This window comes from Brachyspira pilosicoli (assembly GCF_036997485.1).
In the GTDB taxonomy this organism is placed as follows: domain Bacteria; phylum Spirochaetota; class Brachyspiria; order Brachyspirales; family Brachyspiraceae; genus Brachyspira; species Brachyspira pilosicoli_C.
In genome coordinates this window covers 138,805-156,059 of the sequence record NZ_JAWLPU010000002.1, presented here as the reverse complement: position 1 = coordinate 156,059, position 17,255 = coordinate 138,805, and the positions used below count along the sequence as shown (strand labels likewise).

At 27.2% G+C, this 17,255-nt stretch carries 16 protein-coding genes; 10 read left to right on the top strand and 6 right to left on the bottom strand.

All coding sequences use genetic code 11. The annotated features are described in order from the left end of the window. The first annotated feature begins 63 nt into the window (after positions 1-63). The gene (locus R4I97_RS06065; RefSeq protein ID WP_335784192.1) at positions 64-1,047 is read left to right on the top strand and encodes a C45 family autoproteolytic acyltransferase/hydolase; all 984 of its coding nucleotides are present in this window, start codon (positions 64-66) and stop codon (positions 1,045-1,047) included. On the opposite strand, the gene R4I97_RS06060 is transcribed toward R4I97_RS06065, so the two are convergent. From R4I97_RS06060 to R4I97_RS06040, 5 genes are read right to left on the bottom strand one after another with little or no spacing between them, the layout of a single operon-like run. Next, on the bottom strand, positions 1,037-1,840 hold the full coding sequence (locus tag R4I97_RS06060) for a GGDEF domain-containing protein (protein WP_335784191.1): 804 nt from the start codon (positions 1,838-1,840) through the stop codon (positions 1,037-1,039). The two genes, R4I97_RS06065 and R4I97_RS06060, sit on opposite strands and share 11 nt — an antisense overlap. Further along, the gene (locus tag R4I97_RS06055; protein ID WP_335784190.1) at positions 1,837-2,886 is read right to left on the bottom strand and encodes a tetratricopeptide repeat protein; all 1,050 of its coding nucleotides are present in this window, start codon (positions 2,884-2,886) and stop codon (positions 1,837-1,839) included. The genes R4I97_RS06060 and R4I97_RS06055 overlap by 4 nt, the downstream gene beginning before the upstream one ends. Before the next feature lie 15 nt (positions 2,887-2,901). Next, the gene (locus R4I97_RS06050; RefSeq protein WP_335784189.1) at positions 2,902-3,558 is read right to left on the bottom strand and encodes an HAD-IB family hydrolase; all 657 of its coding nucleotides are present in this window, start codon (positions 3,556-3,558) and stop codon (positions 2,902-2,904) included. Positions 3,559-3,561: 3 nt separating this feature from the next. Beyond that, complete coding sequence (gene polA, locus R4I97_RS06045; RefSeq protein ID WP_335784188.1) at positions 3,562-6,345, bottom strand: DNA polymerase I; 2,784 nt, start codon at positions 6,343-6,345, stop codon at positions 3,562-3,564. Positions 6,346-6,396: 51 nt separating this feature from the next. Further along, entirely contained in the window at positions 6,397-6,780 is a 384-nt protein-coding gene (locus tag R4I97_RS06040) for a rhodanese-like domain-containing protein (RefSeq protein WP_335784187.1), read from the bottom strand. A 168-nt stretch (positions 6,781-6,948) separates the two neighbouring features. On the opposite strand from R4I97_RS06040, the gene R4I97_RS06035 reads away from it, so the two are divergent. From R4I97_RS06035 to R4I97_RS05995, 9 genes are all read left to right on the top strand, one after another. Next, positions 6,949-7,344, top strand: coding sequence for a hypothetical protein (locus R4I97_RS06035; RefSeq protein WP_335784186.1), 396 nt, complete (start codon positions 6,949-6,951; stop codon positions 7,342-7,344). Positions 7,345-7,421: 77 nt separating this feature from the next. Further along, on the top strand, positions 7,422-7,793 hold the full coding sequence (locus R4I97_RS06030; RefSeq protein ID WP_335784185.1) for a hypothetical protein: 372 nt from the start codon (positions 7,422-7,424) through the stop codon (positions 7,791-7,793). Positions 7,794-7,878: 85 nt separating this feature from the next. Beyond that, on the top strand, positions 7,879-9,165 hold the full coding sequence (locus R4I97_RS06025) for a glucose-1-phosphate adenylyltransferase (RefSeq protein WP_335784184.1): 1,287 nt from the start codon (positions 7,879-7,881) through the stop codon (positions 9,163-9,165). Between the two features lie 264 nt (positions 9,166-9,429). Next, the gene (locus R4I97_RS06020) at positions 9,430-10,215 is read left to right on the top strand and encodes a toxin A (RefSeq protein WP_335784183.1); all 786 of its coding nucleotides are present in this window, start codon (positions 9,430-9,432) and stop codon (positions 10,213-10,215) included. Between the two features lie 13 nt (positions 10,216-10,228). Beyond that, on the top strand, positions 10,229-11,323 hold the full coding sequence (locus tag R4I97_RS06015) for an FtsW/RodA/SpoVE family cell cycle protein (protein ID WP_335784182.1): 1,095 nt from the start codon (positions 10,229-10,231) through the stop codon (positions 11,321-11,323). Next, positions 11,320-12,402: a UDP-N-acetylglucosamine--N-acetylmuramyl-(pentapeptide) pyrophosphoryl-undecaprenol N-acetylglucosamine transferase gene (locus R4I97_RS06010; RefSeq protein WP_335784181.1), complete on the top strand. Its 1,083-nt coding sequence runs from the start codon at positions 11,320-11,322 to the stop codon at positions 12,400-12,402. Before R4I97_RS06015 ends, R4I97_RS06010 begins: the two co-directional genes overlap by 4 nt. 32 nt (positions 12,403-12,434) lie before the next feature. Further along, positions 12,435-13,382 (top strand): ADP-glyceromanno-heptose 6-epimerase, encoded by a 948-nt coding sequence (gene rfaD, locus R4I97_RS06005; RefSeq protein ID WP_335784180.1) that lies wholly within the window; start codon positions 12,435-12,437, stop codon positions 13,380-13,382. A 100-nt stretch (positions 13,383-13,482) separates the two neighbouring features. After that, entirely contained in the window at positions 13,483-14,181 is a 699-nt protein-coding gene (deoD, locus tag R4I97_RS06000) for a purine-nucleoside phosphorylase (protein WP_295295330.1), read from the top strand. Between the two features lie 345 nt (positions 14,182-14,526). Further along, positions 14,527-15,894, top strand: coding sequence for an aldehyde dehydrogenase family protein (locus R4I97_RS05995; protein WP_335784179.1), 1,368 nt, complete (start codon positions 14,527-14,529; stop codon positions 15,892-15,894). Positions 15,895-16,095: 201 nt separating this feature from the next. On the opposite strand, the gene R4I97_RS05990 is transcribed toward R4I97_RS05995, so the two are convergent. Continuing rightward, the gene (locus R4I97_RS05990) at positions 16,096-17,196 is read right to left on the bottom strand and encodes a SpoIID/LytB domain-containing protein (RefSeq protein ID WP_335784538.1); all 1,101 of its coding nucleotides are present in this window, start codon (positions 17,194-17,196) and stop codon (positions 16,096-16,098) included. Between the last annotated feature and the right edge of the window lie 59 nt (positions 17,197-17,255).

Genomic DNA, 17,255 nt, shown 5'->3' with positions numbered 1-17,255 from the left:
ATATTTACTTTAAATTTTTATTATGTTAGGCTTCAGTAAAATTTGATTTTTGGAGTGCAGTATATGTATCATTCAAGATTTAAAGGAAGCCATTATGAAGCAGGTTTTAAATATGGAAGCATACTTTTTCAACATAATATAAACCCTATAAATAAAATAAAAATATCAAAAGAACGTAAAAACTTTTCAGAGAAATGTATTCCAATATATAAAGAGTTTTTTCCAGAGATAATAGAAGAGATAAAGGGGATGGCTGATGGATTAAAATGTAATAATTATAGTAAAATAGCAGACTTATTATTTACAATATACGCTTTTACCTTTGAAAATAAATGCTCTTCGTTTGCCTTCAAAACTGATAATGATATTATATTAGCTAAGAACAGTGATTTTTTAAAAAGTATAAAAAAATACTGTGATAGTGTATATTATAATTTAAATAATTCATATTCATTTATAGGCAATACTACAGCTTTTATTGAAATAGAGGACGGTATTAATGAAAATGGACTTGCTTGTGCTTTAACTTTTGTATATCCTGTAAGTATAAATTATGGCTTTAATGCTGGCATGCTTATACGTTATATTTTAGAGAAGTGTAGAGATATTGATGATGCTTTAAATTTTTTAAAAAAAGTTCCTATATCATCTGCACAAAATATAATATTGGCAGATAAAAACTCTAATATAGCTTTAGTTGAATGTAACTGCAATAAAAGATATATAATAAAAAATGATTATGTATTTACAACTAATCATTTTTTAAGTAAAACAATGATGGAGTATAATACTAAATTAAAAGATGATGTCCATTCTCATAAAAGATATAGCACCTTAAAAAATGCCTTTATAAACTATGAATATAATTTAGATTTTTCTAAAAAACTATTATCTGGAAAATATGGATTTTTATGTCAGTATGATAATGAAATAGATACTGTATGGTCAAGCATATATTCCATAAAAAATAAAAAAATATACATAGCAGAAGGTAATCCTTCAAGAAAAAAATATAAAGAAGATAAAAGATTGAAGTTTAACTATTAGAAATAATACTTTTGTTCCTTCCTGTTTCTTTTGCTTCATACAATGCTTTATCTGCTTTTTCTATTAAACTATTAATAGCATCATCATCTGTTTTAATTGCTCCTCCAAAGGAAGCAGTTGCTTTTAGAGAATAATCATCGGTTGAAAAATCTGTTTCATATATTTTCTTTCTTATAGTTTCCATTACATTAAAAAGCTCTTTTTTAGTTTTTGTGTCAATAACTATAATAAACTCTTCGCCTCCGTATCTTGCAAGAAGTGAATCGTATTTAATATTTTTTAGGCTTTCTCTCATTACCTTTGAAGCTATTTTTAATACATGGTCCCCTACATTATGACCATAACTATCATTATAATGCTTAAACTTATCTAAATCTATTATAATTATAGAATATGTTTCATCTTTTTTGTTTTCTAAATATTTTAATAAATATCCTCTGTTATATAAATTAGTAAGTTTATCTCTATTTGCCAAAAATGATAATTTCTCACTATAAAGTATTATAGATAAATGATTTACTAATATTTCTAAATATTCCTTTTCAATGCTGCTTTCTATTATTAAATATCCAAACTCATAATTTCTTGCTTTTAATTTATATTTATTATTTTCTTTTATGTTTTTTGAAGTTGTATACCATAGATTTGAATTATTATCTTTATAAAAATATAGTGCAAAGTTTTTTATTATTTTTTTGCTGCTTTTTTCAAATGTTTTTATTATACCATCTACAGAAAATGGCTCTGGTATGTTATTTAGAGTTTTTATTATTTTGTTTATCTCTTTAATCATTTTATATATAAGCTATTAATTATTTCTTTAGCTAAAAATATCAAATTATTGCTTGTAGCGAGTGTTGAAATAATAGTAAGTACTATTGACTCTTCTTCTTTAACTACTATTGCCATAGCATTAAATAAATTATTATTATTAGTTTTACAATTAAAAATTATAGAGCCAAATATATCATTATGCTCTTTTCTTTCTACAACAGAAATAGGGGATATTATAGAGTAGAGGTTTTTATTTTCTGCTTTAAAATTATTTAATATTTGAGATATCTCTTTTTCATCATATTTAGAATTATCATAGCTTAATAGTATAGAAATAGTTTTTTCATCGTTTTCAATTTTTAATACATTATTTTCTATGCAAGCATTAAAATTTTCTGGCACAACCAAATTAAACTTGTCTGGCTTAGCATTAATCACGGTAAACTTTGAAAAATTAAATATTGAGTTTTCTTTTTGTTTTTTTATATTATCAATTTTCTCTTGAATATTAGAATCTTTGCTAATATTAAAAGCTTTTTCTAATATTTCTATAGCATTATCATACTCATATATAGCAACATAAACTATAGACATATTAATCATAGATAATACATCTTCTTTGTCTAAAGATATAGCAGTTTTAAATTTCTCAATAGCTTCTTTATATTTCATCTCTATTGAAAGTAAAACCCCATATTGTCCATATACACTGGCATTAACATCTCCTAAAGATATTATCTCTTCTATTGTTTCTTTTGCTTCTTCATATTTGTATGTGCTAATTAATGCCTCTATTTTGCTTTCTAATATATCTTTGTCTTTTGGAAGATGTTCTAATGCTTTATCTAAAATATGTATAACACTTTTATAATCTTCTTCCTCATAAAATATATCAGATAATACTAAATAACCTTCTTTATAGTTAGGTTCTTTATTTATTAATTGTAATGCAATTTTTTTGGCATAATCTAAATTGTTTTTTTCTATGAATGTATTTATTGTAGTTAAAATATTTTCATTTGTTTGTTTAATTATTTCTTTTATTTCATTTTCTATATTGTCCATTGAAACACTCCATTTTTATTTCCATTCCACTATAGAAAAATTCTCTTCTTTATTGTTTAGAGCATATTCTCTTAATTTTTTATCAGGATTAACGCATATTTTTTTACTTGCAAAAGCAAAGAAGGGTAGGTCGCTAATAGAATCGCTGTATACAATATTTTGAGATACATCTTTTTTAAAAATACCTTCAGTAAAAAGTCTATGTCTTTTAGCTTCATTGTAGCAATTTTTTCCATACATAAAACCAGTATATTTATCTCTAAAAATCCATAACTCTGTACCCATAACTCTATCAAAGCCTAAGTTTTTTCCTATAAACTTTGCATATATTTCAAAACTTGCTGTAACCATTATAAGGTGATAGCCTTCTTCTTTTAATTTGTTTATCTCTTTGATAGCATCATTATAATATAAATTAGGCACAACTGTGTTTGCAAACTCCTCTCCAATTTTGTCTCCAAACTCTATAGGAATATTCGTAAAAATATGAGCTATTTCGTATTTAATTCTTGAGTTGTCTATAATCCTGAAAATAAATAAAATAAAATATGGAATTAATCTAATATAATAAATAAAACTTTTTGGATTTTTTTTTAAATAGAAAAACATAAAAGGAACAATAGAATCTTTTTTTATAATAGTTTTATCTAAATCAAAAAAAGCAATCTTCATAAGTTAATGAATGTCTCCCCAACTTAATCCCTTATGTATATCAACTGTAATAGGAACATTAGTTTTAACAGAATGCTCCATTATCTCTTTCATTATAGTCATAGCCTTATCAGACTCTTTTTCAGAAACTTCAACAACCAATTCATCATGCACCTGCATAACAATTTTAGCAGTTTTAAAATGATTTTTAAACTCTTTATGTATAGCAATCATAGCAACTTTTATCATATCCGCAGCACTTCCTTGAATGAGAGTGTTTAATGCCATTCTTTCAGCTTCATTTCTTACAACCGCATTTGATGAGTTTATAGTTTTAGATAAATCTCTAATCCTTCCAAGCATAGTACGTACATAACCTTTGGCTTTTACATCTTCTATAACTTTTTCGCAAAATGGTTTTACTTGAGAATATGTTGAAAAATATCCTTTAATAAAATCATCAGCTTCTTTTCTTGATATGTTTAATTCTTTTGAAAGCCCAAATGCTGTTTTACCGTAGATGATAGAGAAGTTAATTATTTTTGCAGTATTTCTCATTGAAGGAGTTACATGTTCTTTGCTTACAGAATATATTTTCATTGCAGTTTTTCTATGTATATCATCATTGTTTTTGAAGGCTTCAACTAACACAGGGTCATTACTGAAATGTGCTAATAGTCTTAATTCTATCTGAGAGTAGTCGGCTGCTATTAATACATTTCCTTTTTCTGCTATAAAGGTGTTTCTAATATCTTTACCTTCATCACCTCTTGCAGGTATATTTTGCAAATTAGGGTCTGATGAAGACAAACGTCCTGTTGCAGTTACAGTTTGATTAAAAGAAGCATGTATTCTATTAGTTTTCTTATGTACCAATGTAGGAAATACATCAAGATATGTGTTTTTTAATTTTGAGTATTTTCTGTATGTAAGCATATACTCAGCAATTTTTTCTCTTTGTGCAAGTTCTCTAAGTACTTCTTCATCTGTTGAATAAGCACCTGTTTTTGTCTTTTTAGTAGAGTTAATTTTTAACTTTTCAAATAAAATATATTCAAGCTGTTTTGGAGATTGTAAGTTAAACTCTTCTCCTGCTTGTTGGTATATTTTCTCTTTTGTCTTTTCTAAAAGCGAAGCATATTCTTCTGATAGAGATTTCATTTTTTCTGTGCTTATATAAACCCCATCAAACTCCATATCCGCAAGCACACTGATAAGAGGCATCTCCACATTAAAAAATAAATCCTCAAGATTATATGTATTTAAAAGCGGAGCAAAATATTCATAAAATCTAAATGTAATATCAGCATCCTCACAAGCATATTCAACAACTTCTTTTAATTCAACATCAAGTAAAGTCTTTTTAGCATTATCTGTAATATCGCTGTATTTTATGGTGTTGTATGATAAATAACTTAAAGCAAGGTCGTCCATGTTGTATCTGCCTCTGCTTGGGTTAATCAAGTAGGCAGCTACCATAGTGTCAAAATACATGTTTCCCATTTTCTTATCAATGGCACGCATCATCTTGTATTCATATTTTAAATTATGACCTATTATTTTTATGTCTTCTTTTGCTAAAGTGTCAAATACTAATTTTTTGCAAGCTTCTTTATCTATATTTGTTCTTCCGCTTAAGTCCAAATAAAAAGCTTCTTTTGATTTTATAGCAAATGATATTCCTATTATTTCATCTGTTAAAGTGTCTAATCCTGTAGTTTCAAAGTCTATACATACGAGTTTTTTAGCATTTATATCGTTTAAAAGATTTTGTAATTCTGTTTCATTTTCTATTAAATAGTATTTAGCATTGTTGTCTTTAGCGTTAGATACTATTGTAGTCTTTTCTGTGTTATCTTCTGCATCAGTTTCTTGTTTGGCCTGTTGAGATAGTTGAGATATTTGCACCTTTTCTTCTTTTTTCTTACTGTTTCCGTATATATAATAATTAATCTTATCTCTTATTTGTTTTAATTCTAAATCATCTAATATTCTATTAACTTCATTTATATTAATTTTATTTTTTGCAATTTCTTTATAATCTATATTTAATTCTTCTATCTCTCTTTTAATTGTAGCAAGCTCATAACTCATATAGGCATTATCTTTATCTGCAATAAGTTTTTCTTGTATCTTTCCTTTTATAGAATCAATATTTTTATAGATGTTATCTAATGTATCATATTCTTCAAGAAGTTTTAAAGCTGTTTTCTCTCCAATTCCTTTAACACCCGGTATATTATCAGAAGCATCTCCCATTAATGAAAGTAAATCTATAATTTGATTAGGGTATACTCCTCTTTTTTCTTTAACCATATTTATATCATATTCTATTAATTCATTATCCTTATTACTTGCTATTACTTTTGTATTGTCATCAACAAGCTGAAGAATATCTTTATCTGGAGAATATATTATTGTTTTAATATTTTCTTTTTTATTGTTTTGAGCAATGCATCCTACAATATCATCAGCCTCATAATTATCAAGAACTATCCTTGTAATTCCAAGTGCATCTATAAGATTGTATAGTATAGGTATTTGACTTCTTAAATCATCGGGCATGCTTTCTCTATTTTCTTTATAGGCTTTGTATATTTCACTTCTAAAAGTTTGTCTTGAACTGTCTAATGCTATTGCGGTGTAATCAGCAGGGTAGGTATTAATTAAAGAAAAGTATGTTCTTAAAAAGCCATTAATTGAAGATACATTTTGACCTTTAGAGTTTATTAGAGGTCGTTTCAAAAAAATAAAATGATATCTGTAAAGTATACCAAAAGCATCAATAATAAGAAATGTTTTTTTCATTTTTTTATTATATAGCAAAAAGAAAAATTATGCAAAAATATTATTTTTTTATTATTTATTATTTGTTAGCATTGCATTAGCAAAGTCTTGATATGCTATATTTTGCAAATTATAAATATTAATAAATCCATTTGTAGACATTATGCTGGATGCAATGGCAGACCTATTTCCGCTTCTGCAATATACTAAATATTCTTTGTTTTTATCTAACATATCTATTTTTGATTTGAAGTCTTGGCTTAATACATCAATGTTAATGGAGTTTGGAATGTTCCCCGCTAAATATTCTTCTCTTGTTCTAACATCTAAAATAATAAGATTTGTTGAGCTATTTACTAATTTAATTGCTTTTTCTATATTAAGATTTTTATATCCTTTATTTGAACATGCTAAAAATAAAAAAGAAATAGATAAAATTATTATAATTTTTTTCATATACTATTTTCCCAAAATATGTTATATTATAGATGATAGTATAATAATTATAAAAAAAGTCAATTATTTTATTAATCTTGATTTAATACATATTTTTTATTATATTATTAATAAAAATTATTTGACGAAATATATATTATATTATTTATTGGATTATTAAGTATAGAGATGAAGAGAATAATATTATTTTTTATTATCATTATTTGTATCATATCATGTTATGATATAGCTTATGTTGGTATTTCTGATAGGTATATGGGAACATTCAGAAGCAGGGAACCAATTTTTGGAACTGGATATGATAAATATTTATACGTAAATGTAAAAAGCGGAGGAGCTATTATATATTTTGGAGGTGAGGGAGACACAGATATGTCTGGGGTTCCAGGATACGAGCGTATTGAATATATTAATTTTATAGGCGATGGTAATGTTTATAATTTATATAATAGTGATTATAGTTGTAAATTAGTTTTTCGTTCTGACAGCCAAGTAGAAGTTACAATGAAAGGTCAAGGTATTTTTAATCTTGAGAATGTAATTTGTGATAGAACAAATAACTAATAAAATTCTAACTATATGATTCCGATAATATAGAAAATGCATGGAGAGTAATTATTATTATGAAAAAAATATTTTTAATGATATTATCAATAATGTTTGTTATTTTATCTTGTAAGGCAGCCACTACTCCTATAGATCAAAAACGTACTGGAAAGTTTGTTAGTACTAAAGCTGTTTCTAGTGATTCTTATATTACAGTTGAACTTACAAATGATGGTGGATTTAAATTATATTATTCAAATGATAAAGGGGTAATTGTAACAGATGGTAAAGAAAACATTGTTACAGGTAATGAAATGAGAGGTGAAGATCCGAATTATAATTTTCAAACAGGAGTAATGGGTGGTTATTTGCAATTTCTTTCAAATACTGCTTTACAAATTACAGTTACTTTCAATGATGGATCTGCTAGTTTAAAAAATATTTTATGTTATAGCACCACAGCATAATAATATGTTAATTTCTTGAAAACTTCATTTTTTTTTACTATACTTATTTATATAAATTAAGTGTAAAAATATTTGGAGTTTTTTTATGAGATCATACAATACAGTAGCTTTAATTTTAGGAGGAGGAAGAGGAACAAGACTCTATCCTCTTGTTAAAGACCGTTCTAAGCCGGCAGTATCATTAGGCGGACATTACAGAATGATTGACATACCAGTTTCTAACTGTATAAACAGCGGTCTTAGAAATATATATGTTATTACTCAGTTCAATAGTGCTTCTCTAAATAATCACATTTACAATGCTTATAGATTTGATAACTTCTCCGGCGGTCATGTTAGTATATTGGCAGCAGAACAAACTGATACTAATATAGATTGGTATCAAGGCACTGCTGATGCTGTAAGAAAAAATCTTGCCCATTTTGATAATGATTATGTTAATAATGTTTTAATACTTTCTGGAGACCAGGTTTATCGTATGGATTATAATGTAATGGTAAGACATATGCTTGAAACTGGAGCAGATATAGTAGTTGGAACCGTACCTGTAGTGCGTGAAGATGCTAAAGGATTTGGTGTAATGCTTGTTAATAAGAGAGGGCAGATTACTAATTTCCAAGAAAAACCTAAAGAAGATGATGTTTTAGATTCTTTAAAATTGAGTGATGAACAAAAAAAGATGTTTGAAATAGAAGACCCTAAAAAAGAATATTTGGCTTCTATGGGTATATATGTTTTCAGAAGAAATGTGTTAAAAGAACTTCTTAGTGATGTTACAATGATAGATTTTGGTAAAGATATTATTCCTGAAGCTATAAAAAAATATAAAGTATTTAGTTATGCTTTCCAAGGTTATTGGGAAGATGTCGGTACGATTAAGGCTTATTTTGATGCCAATATATCTTTTGGAAGTAAAAACCCTCCTTTCGATTTTTATGATGAAGATGCTCCAATATATACACATGTTCGTTATTTGTCTCCTTCAAAAGTTGAAAAAGCTACTATTACTTCAAGTATTATTGCAGATGGATGCCGAATAGAAAATGCTACTATTAAAGAATCAGTAATAGGACTTCGCTCTGTTATACAAAGCGGTTCTACTTTAGAAAAAGTTATTATGATGGGTAGCGACTTCTACGAAACTAGTGATGACATAGAGAGACTAAATGTTAAGCATTTACCTAAAGTTGGCATAGGAAAAAAATGTACGCTTAAAAATGTTATTATAGATAAAAATGTTAGAATAGGAAATGAGGTTGTTATTACTAATAAAAAGAAAATTCAACATCAAGACAGTGAGTTTTATTGTATTAGAGATGGTATAGTAATCATACCTAAAAACACTATTGTTAAGAGTGGCACAGTAATATAATTCTTTAAATAGGCATTGGGAAATTACTCAATGCCTATTTTATTATTAGTAGTAGTTGCTTCTTTTTAACTAATTCTATTAAAAATAACTTTTAAAATAATTTTGATTCTATTGATTTTTTTAATTTATAAAGTTATTATATATTATGTTTATAAATTTATATTATATGATTAAGCTAAAATGAAATTAAAATTTGTCCCAATAATTTTTTTATTATATATTAGTATTATATATGCAGATATAAATACGCTTTTCAATATAGGCATGGATGATGTTGTCATAAACACAAATAATAAACATCAGCTTTATTTTGAACAGAGTTTTGCAGGTGGTTATAATTTCATAAAATTTAATGCAGAAACTAAATTATATTACAGAACTTCTATTTATAATTATGATAGAACAAATAAAATATACCAAAATACAAAACTTGATTTGGGTATAGAAAATAACTTTTCATTATCATCAGATATGATTGGGTTATTTGCAGATATTAGACCATTATCTTTTTTTGGTATAAGAGTTAATGCTTATTTTAATTATATATATAATATTATGAATTTCGGTTATGCTGGATTCGACAATAATAATATAGATTATTCTTATGCATCTTTATTTGGAATGTCAAAAACAGATGCTATAGGTATAATTGCTGGTATAACACCATATTTTTTATATAAGCTTCCATATGTTGTTTTTATTAACAGTACTAGCTTTAATTATGTTTTTGCTGGAGATAAAAATTATTATTATGATTCAAGAACTGCTATACTTCACAAAAAAAGTGAATTTGAAATCATGAATGATTTTTTTATACTTGCTAATATATCTCCATTTTATATAGGTGCTTCTTATGCTTTAACTTATCTTGCCAATTCAAATATACTAACGCATAAATTAGCTATAGTTGGTTTTATTAGCTTTAAATTTTTGCAAAACAGGCTATCACTTGATATATTAGCATCTTCTGGTTTGCATGTAAAATTACCATATTACAATAGCAGTACTTTTGTAGAAGCAAAGGCTTCTTTAGTTTATAAAATTTTATAGAGTGTGGTTTTTTATGTTAAAAAGGAAATTATTACCTGATAAATATTTGCTTATCATATATATAGCATTACTTGCTGCTGGGTTAGTTGCAATATATGGAGCACAAACTATTCATGAACCCAATGAACCTTATTTTTATAATCATCTTAAATTGTTGCTAATAATGTTAGCAGTTAATTTTATAATATTAGTAGTTCCAGATTTTTTTAATCTAATAGATAGATTTATGCCGGCAATATTAATAGGTACTTTATTATTGCTTATAGCAGTTTTAATATTTGGTATATCTGTAGAGGGAAGTTATGCTAAAAGATGGTTATCTATTTTTGGGATTTTTACAATTCAGCCTTCAGAAATAGCTAAGATAACATTAGTTCTATATTTATCTAGTGTATTAACTAATAAAGGAGATAAACTTAAACATGTTCATAATGGTTTACTTCCTCCATTAATTGTATTAGTGATTATATGTTTGCTTATAATGCTTGAACCTGATTCTGGTACAGCATTATTATTTGCTTTAGTCGGTTTTTCTATGTTTTTTTATGGCGGTATACCATTAAGATATTTAATTTCTGCAGGTATTTTGCTCGGCTTTATCTTTATATTATTTATATTAAATACGCCATACATGAAAGCGAGAGTAATTTCTTATTTAACACCTCATACTCAATCACAGGAAGAAATGTATCAAATTAATAGGGCTAAATTAGCATTTAATTATGGCGGAATTTCTGGAATACCTGACGAAGAGATTAGAGAAGCTAGTACCCATCTACCTGCTGCATTAACTGATTTTATTTTTGCATCTATTGCTCAGAGACATGGATTTATAGGAAATATTATTTTATTGTTACTCTTTTTTTCTTTTACTATTAGAGGATTTATAATTTCGTCTAGTATAAAAGATATATTTCTAAAAAATATATCTTTTGGTATAAATATATTTATTAGCGGACAAGCATATTTAAATATGATGGTAGCAACTTTAATGCTTCCTACAACCGGCATGCCTTTGCCATTTATAAGCTATGGCAGAAATGCTCTAGTTATTAATATGATTATGTTTGCTATTTTATTAAAAATAACTCAAAGGAGAGAAGAATGAATATAATTTTATGTGGTGGTGGCACAGCTGGTCATATAACGCCTGCCATTTCTATATACGACTATTTTAAAAAAACAGGGCATAATCCGAGGCTTGTGGTAGCGGAAAGAGATTATAACTTAATACCTCCGCATTATGACTATAATTATTTAGAGATAAACTCTCCGGGAAATATATTAAAAAATATAGCTTTCTTACTTAAGTTTATACCTTCAATGATAAAGTCAAATAACATCATTAATAAACATAAACCTCAGTGTATTATAGGAATGGGAGGATTTGTTTCTATGCCAATGCTATATATGGCTAAATTAAAGCATATACCTATATTTTTATGTGAGCAAAACTCTATACCTGGTAAAGTTAATAAGATATTTTATAAAGATGCAATAGCTTCTTATCTTACATTTTCTAAAACTTTGCAATATATGCCAAAAGGCAAGGTAATGGGAAACCCTGTGAGAGATGATTTTTTTATTGTAAATAGAAAATCTTCTAGAATCATTATGAAGCTAAAAGATAACGATAAATTGCTTGTTGTAATGGGAGGCTCTCAGGGAGCATTAAAATTAAATAATATATTTTTAGATTGCATAAAAAATGTGAAAGAAAATGTAAATAATTTGCATATAGTATGGCTTGCTGGTCCTAAATGGGGTTCTGAAATCATAGCAAAAGTTAATGATAAAAAAATTACAAATGTAACAGTTCATAGTTATTATAGAGATATGGCTACTTTACTGCATGCTGCTGATTTTGTAGTATCCAGGGCTGGAAGTAGTTCTATTAGTGAGATATTGGCAGTTAATGTACCTTCACTTTTGGTTCCTTTCCCTTATGCTACTGATAATCATCAATATTATAATGCTTTGGAATTGGTTAACAAAGATATGGCTTATTTAATGAATGAAGCTGATCTTGATTCTAAGCAGTTGGGAGATATTATTATAAAAAACCTAAATAATCAAGATAGACTTAATGTTATGAGAGAAAATATTAGGAAGAATTATACTTCCAGAGCAGTTACTGCTATTGTTAATGATATTATTAGTATCATGGAAAATACTAAAAGAAAGTAAATAAAAAAATTATTAAAAGGAGATTTATATATATGATTATAGTAACTGGTGGTGCTGGTTTTATTGGTTCTAATATAGTTAGAGGATTAAATAATTTAGGCATAAGTGATATATTAATAGTGGATAATTTAAAAAATGCTTCAAAACATAAAAATTTAAATAGACTTAATTTTGGAGATTATATAGATAAAGAAGAATTTGATGTTTATTCTTTTATTGAAAATAATAACGTGGAAGCTATATTTCATGAAGGTGCTTGCTCTGATACAATGGAAACTGATGGAAAATATATGATGAAAAATAATTATGAGTATAGCAGAAATATTTTGCATGCTTGTTTAGAAAATAGAGTAAGATTCTTTTATGCTTCAAGTGCTTCTGTTTACGGAAATGGAGAAAATGGATTTATTGAAGATGAAAAAAATGAGTATCCGCTTAATGTTTATGCTTTTTCTAAGTATCAATTTGATAGATATGTAAATATTTTATTTAGAAATAAAAAGATTAATAGTCAAGTTGTGGGATTAAGATATTTTAATGTATATGGCCCGCAAGAAAATCATAAGGGAAGAATGGCTTCAGTTGCTTTTCATTTATTTAATCAGATTAAGGCTGGTGAGAAAATGAAAATATTTGAAGGAAGTGAAAATTTCTTAAGAGATTTTATACATATTGATGATGTTGTAAGTGTTAATAATTTCTTTTTTGAAAATGAAAATATTTCTGGTATATTTAATTGTGGGACAGGAAAAGCTGAAAGTTTTGTAGAAATTGCTAAGGCTCTAAAAGAGATGTATACTTCTTCTGAAATTGAATATACGCCTTTCCCAGATGCTCTTAAAGGCAAATATCAAAAATACACTCAGGCAGATTTAAATAATTTAAGAAAAGCAGGATACACTAAAGAGTTTATGAATGTTAATACTGGTGTTAAAAAATATGCTAAAGTGCTTGAAGAGAGTAATGGATATTTAATGTGATTTTTATATTTTTTATTTGAAAAGTTTAAAGCATTTAGCAAAAAATTATATAAAATAATTATTAGAAAAACTATATTAATAAAAAAGGAGTTTATATATTATGGCTACACCGCATATATCAGCAAACAAAGGCGACATTGCAGAAACTATTCTTCTTCCTGGAGACCCTCTTAGAGCTAAGTTTATAGCAGAGAATTTTTTAGAAAATGTAAAGCAGTATAATAGTGTAAGAAATATGTTTGGTTTTACTGGAACATATAAGGGTAAAAGAGTTTCTGTTCAGGGTACTGGTATGGGAATGCCTTCTTGCAGTATTTATTCTTATGAGCTTATACATTTTTATGATTGTAAGAATTTAATACGAATTGGTACAGCAGGTGCTTTAGTTGATAAGCTTCATATTGGAGATTTGGTTATAGGAATGGGGGCTTGTACTGATTCTAATTATGCTTCACAGTATGAACTTCCGGGCACTTATGCTCCTATCGCTAGTTATGATTTGCTTAGAAAGGCTGTTAATAAGGCTGATGAGATGAAAATAAATTATCATGTAGGTAATATTGTTTCATCTGATGTATTTTATGGAGCTAACAATGCTACACCTAAATGGGCAAAAATGGGAGTATTAGCTGTAGAGATGGAAGCTGCTGCTTTATATATGAATGCTGCTTATGCAGGAGTGAATGCTCTTTGTATGGTAACTATATCAGATTCTTTAGTTACAGGTGAAGCTACAACAGCAGAACAGAGAGAGAAAACTTTTACTAATATGATGGAAGTGGCTTTATCGCTTGCTTGATATATACGAAGATTATTGTTTTTTCTTGTTCTTTTTCCCGCGTACGAGCTGTACCACCTTGCCGCACGGTAATGTTATGCTTTAATTATAATTTCTTAGTCGTGCGGGGGGAGTGCCTTTTAATGTACAATTAAATTATAAAATTTATAATAAAAATGCAGTTCTTTTATACCAATACCATACCTAAAGGTACTTCCTACGGTCGCAGGCATTTCCTTCGGTCGTACCGAGTAGGTGCCTATCGGCAAAAGAACTGGGGTGCTACCCTACGGGCACGCTTCGTAGGGGGCAAATCCCTGCAAATATTTAAAATTAAAAAAATATTTTTAAGGAATATTATTTTTTATGTATATAGAAGAGTTAAGAAATAAGCAAAGAGAGTTTTTTAAAAGTGGTGCTACATTAGAATATTATTTTAGAATAGAGCAGCTAAAAAAACTAAAGGCTATGATTATAAAAAATGAGGCTAATTTTATTAATGCACTCAATAAAGATATGAATAAGCTTGAGTTTGAGGCTATTGGCACTGAATTATTTATTATAATTGATGAGATAAATCTTTTTATAAAAAAATTAAAAACTTGGATGAAAAATAAAAAAGTAAAAAGAAATTTTCTCACAATAGATTCTAAAACAATTATAATGAATAAGCCTTATGGAGTATCACTTATAATATCTCCTTGGAATTATCCTTTGCAATTAACTTTTCTTCCTCTAATAGGCTCTATTGCAGGAGGAAATACTTCTATAATACTTCCTTCTCAATTAACAACTAATGTTTATGATGCAATATATTCTTCTGTAAAAGAAACTTTTAATGAAGAGTATATTACTGTTGTAGATAAATCTTTTCCTGCAGAAGAGACTACAAAAATAGAATACGATAAAATATTTTTTACAGGCTCTCCGAGGGTTGGAAAAATTATAATGAATAATGCTTCTAATTTTTTAACTTCTCTTACATTAGAGCTTGGAGGAAAATCTCCTGTTATAGTTGATGATAATATAAAAAATATTAATAAAGCTCTAAAGAGAATAATATGGGGAAAGTTTATTAATTCTGGGCAAACTTGTGTGTCGCCTGATTATCTATTAGTAAACAAAAATATTAAAGATAAGTTTTTAGAAGCATTTAATACAGAAATAAAATTATTTGAAGATGAGAGAAAATTAAACAGAATTATTAATAAAAGTCATTATGAAAGATTAAAAAGTTATTTAAATGACGGAAAAATATTATACGGCGGTGAATATGATGATGAAGCATTATCTCTTGCAATTACATTATTAGAGCCTAATAGTTTAGAAAATAATGTGATGAGAGATGAGATATTTGGAAGCATTTTTCCTATAATTTATTATAACACTAAAGAAGAGGCAATGGGTATTATAGATAAAGTATGTTCTCACCCTTTGGCTATGTATGTTTTTTCTGATGATAACAATTTTATAGACTATTTTTTGAACAATATTTCTTTTGGCGGTGCATCTGTCAATGACACTATAAGCCATATATTAAATAACAACGCTCCTTTTGGAGGAGTATCAACAAGCGGAATAGGAGAGTATCATGGTTATTATAGTTTTGAATGCTTTACAAAGAAGACTACAGTATTAAAAAAGAATTATAATTTTGAGCTTAATACTAAATATCCGCCTTACAGCAAAAATATAAAAGCGTTAAAGTTTTTGTTTGAGTTATTTAAGAAATAAAAATTATTTTGTATATATAATATGATTTCAGTTCTTTCAATTTGCACTTTTTGCAACTTTTTGCTGCGGGAAAAAGTTGAATAAAAATAAGAACATAAATTTAAACAATATAAATATTTATTGATTTATGTTTGAAATAAATTTTATAAATAAAAAACGCCCTTTAATAAAAGAGCGTTTATATTTCAATTAAAAAATGAATTAATTTTCAATCCATATATCTGGTTCGAGTTTTGTATTTACTTTATTGTAATCAACTATTTCTATGCCTTTATAGTAGAATTTCAAAATTTCTTTATAGTCTTTTTTTACTTGAGCCATACCAAATGCTCCCCACTGACACATACCAACACCATGTCCGCTTCCTTTACCTGTAATTATTATTCCATTATCAACTTTTTCTATATTAAACTGCAAAGAAGGCACTATTGCTGGAGATAATTTATTTCTGAAATCTCTTGAAGGTATATCTTTTTCATCTATTTTTATATTAACAGCCTTTCCAGATTTGGGGTCTTTATTTACGCTTATGGAAGAGCCTTCATTAGCCTCTAAAGCAAAATCATTATTTAATTCTTTATAACTTAAAGCATTAGTCCAAGGTCTTATCTGTGCATTACAATAAGGACATTCCACTCCCTCTAAATATGGCACATTAGCACCAAACACATTTTTAGCACTGTCAGTGTATCCTCCGCATAAAGCACTAAAATATGTAGCTATTACTTTATTGTTATATACAGCTATTTCAGATTTTGTTCTGTCTACTGCCTGTTCTGTATTCCAATTAATTTTTTCTCTGCCGTTGTATACTTGATATTTTGTTGTGTTATCAACATCGAAAGGTTTTTGATTATTATTTTTTAATATATGAAATATAGCATAAGTACGAGCTGCAACTGCCTGAGCTTTTAATGCTTCCATAGGCCAAGAAGGAGACATTTCATGAGGCAATACACCTTTAACATAATCTTCAATATCTAATTCATTAATTACTATCATAGTGTTGTTATAAGGTATAAACTTTAATGAACCATAATATTCTTTGCCGTTTAATCTAAAACCATCTTTAGTTTCAAAAACTATTCCCTCTTTATAAACTCCAACATCATTAACCTTTAAGCCTAATCTGTTTTCTACAACCATTACTGTTTCATTTGTTAAGCCTGATATTATTTCGCTTTCATATTTATAATTATATGCTTTGTAAGGACCTTTTATATTGATTGTATATGGAGCTTTTACATCTGTTAAATACACTTTAATATTATTAATTTGAGCAAATGCAAAAATAGAGTTAATTATAAATAAGACTAATATTAGAAATAAAAATCTATTTAATTTCATAAATATGTTTCTCC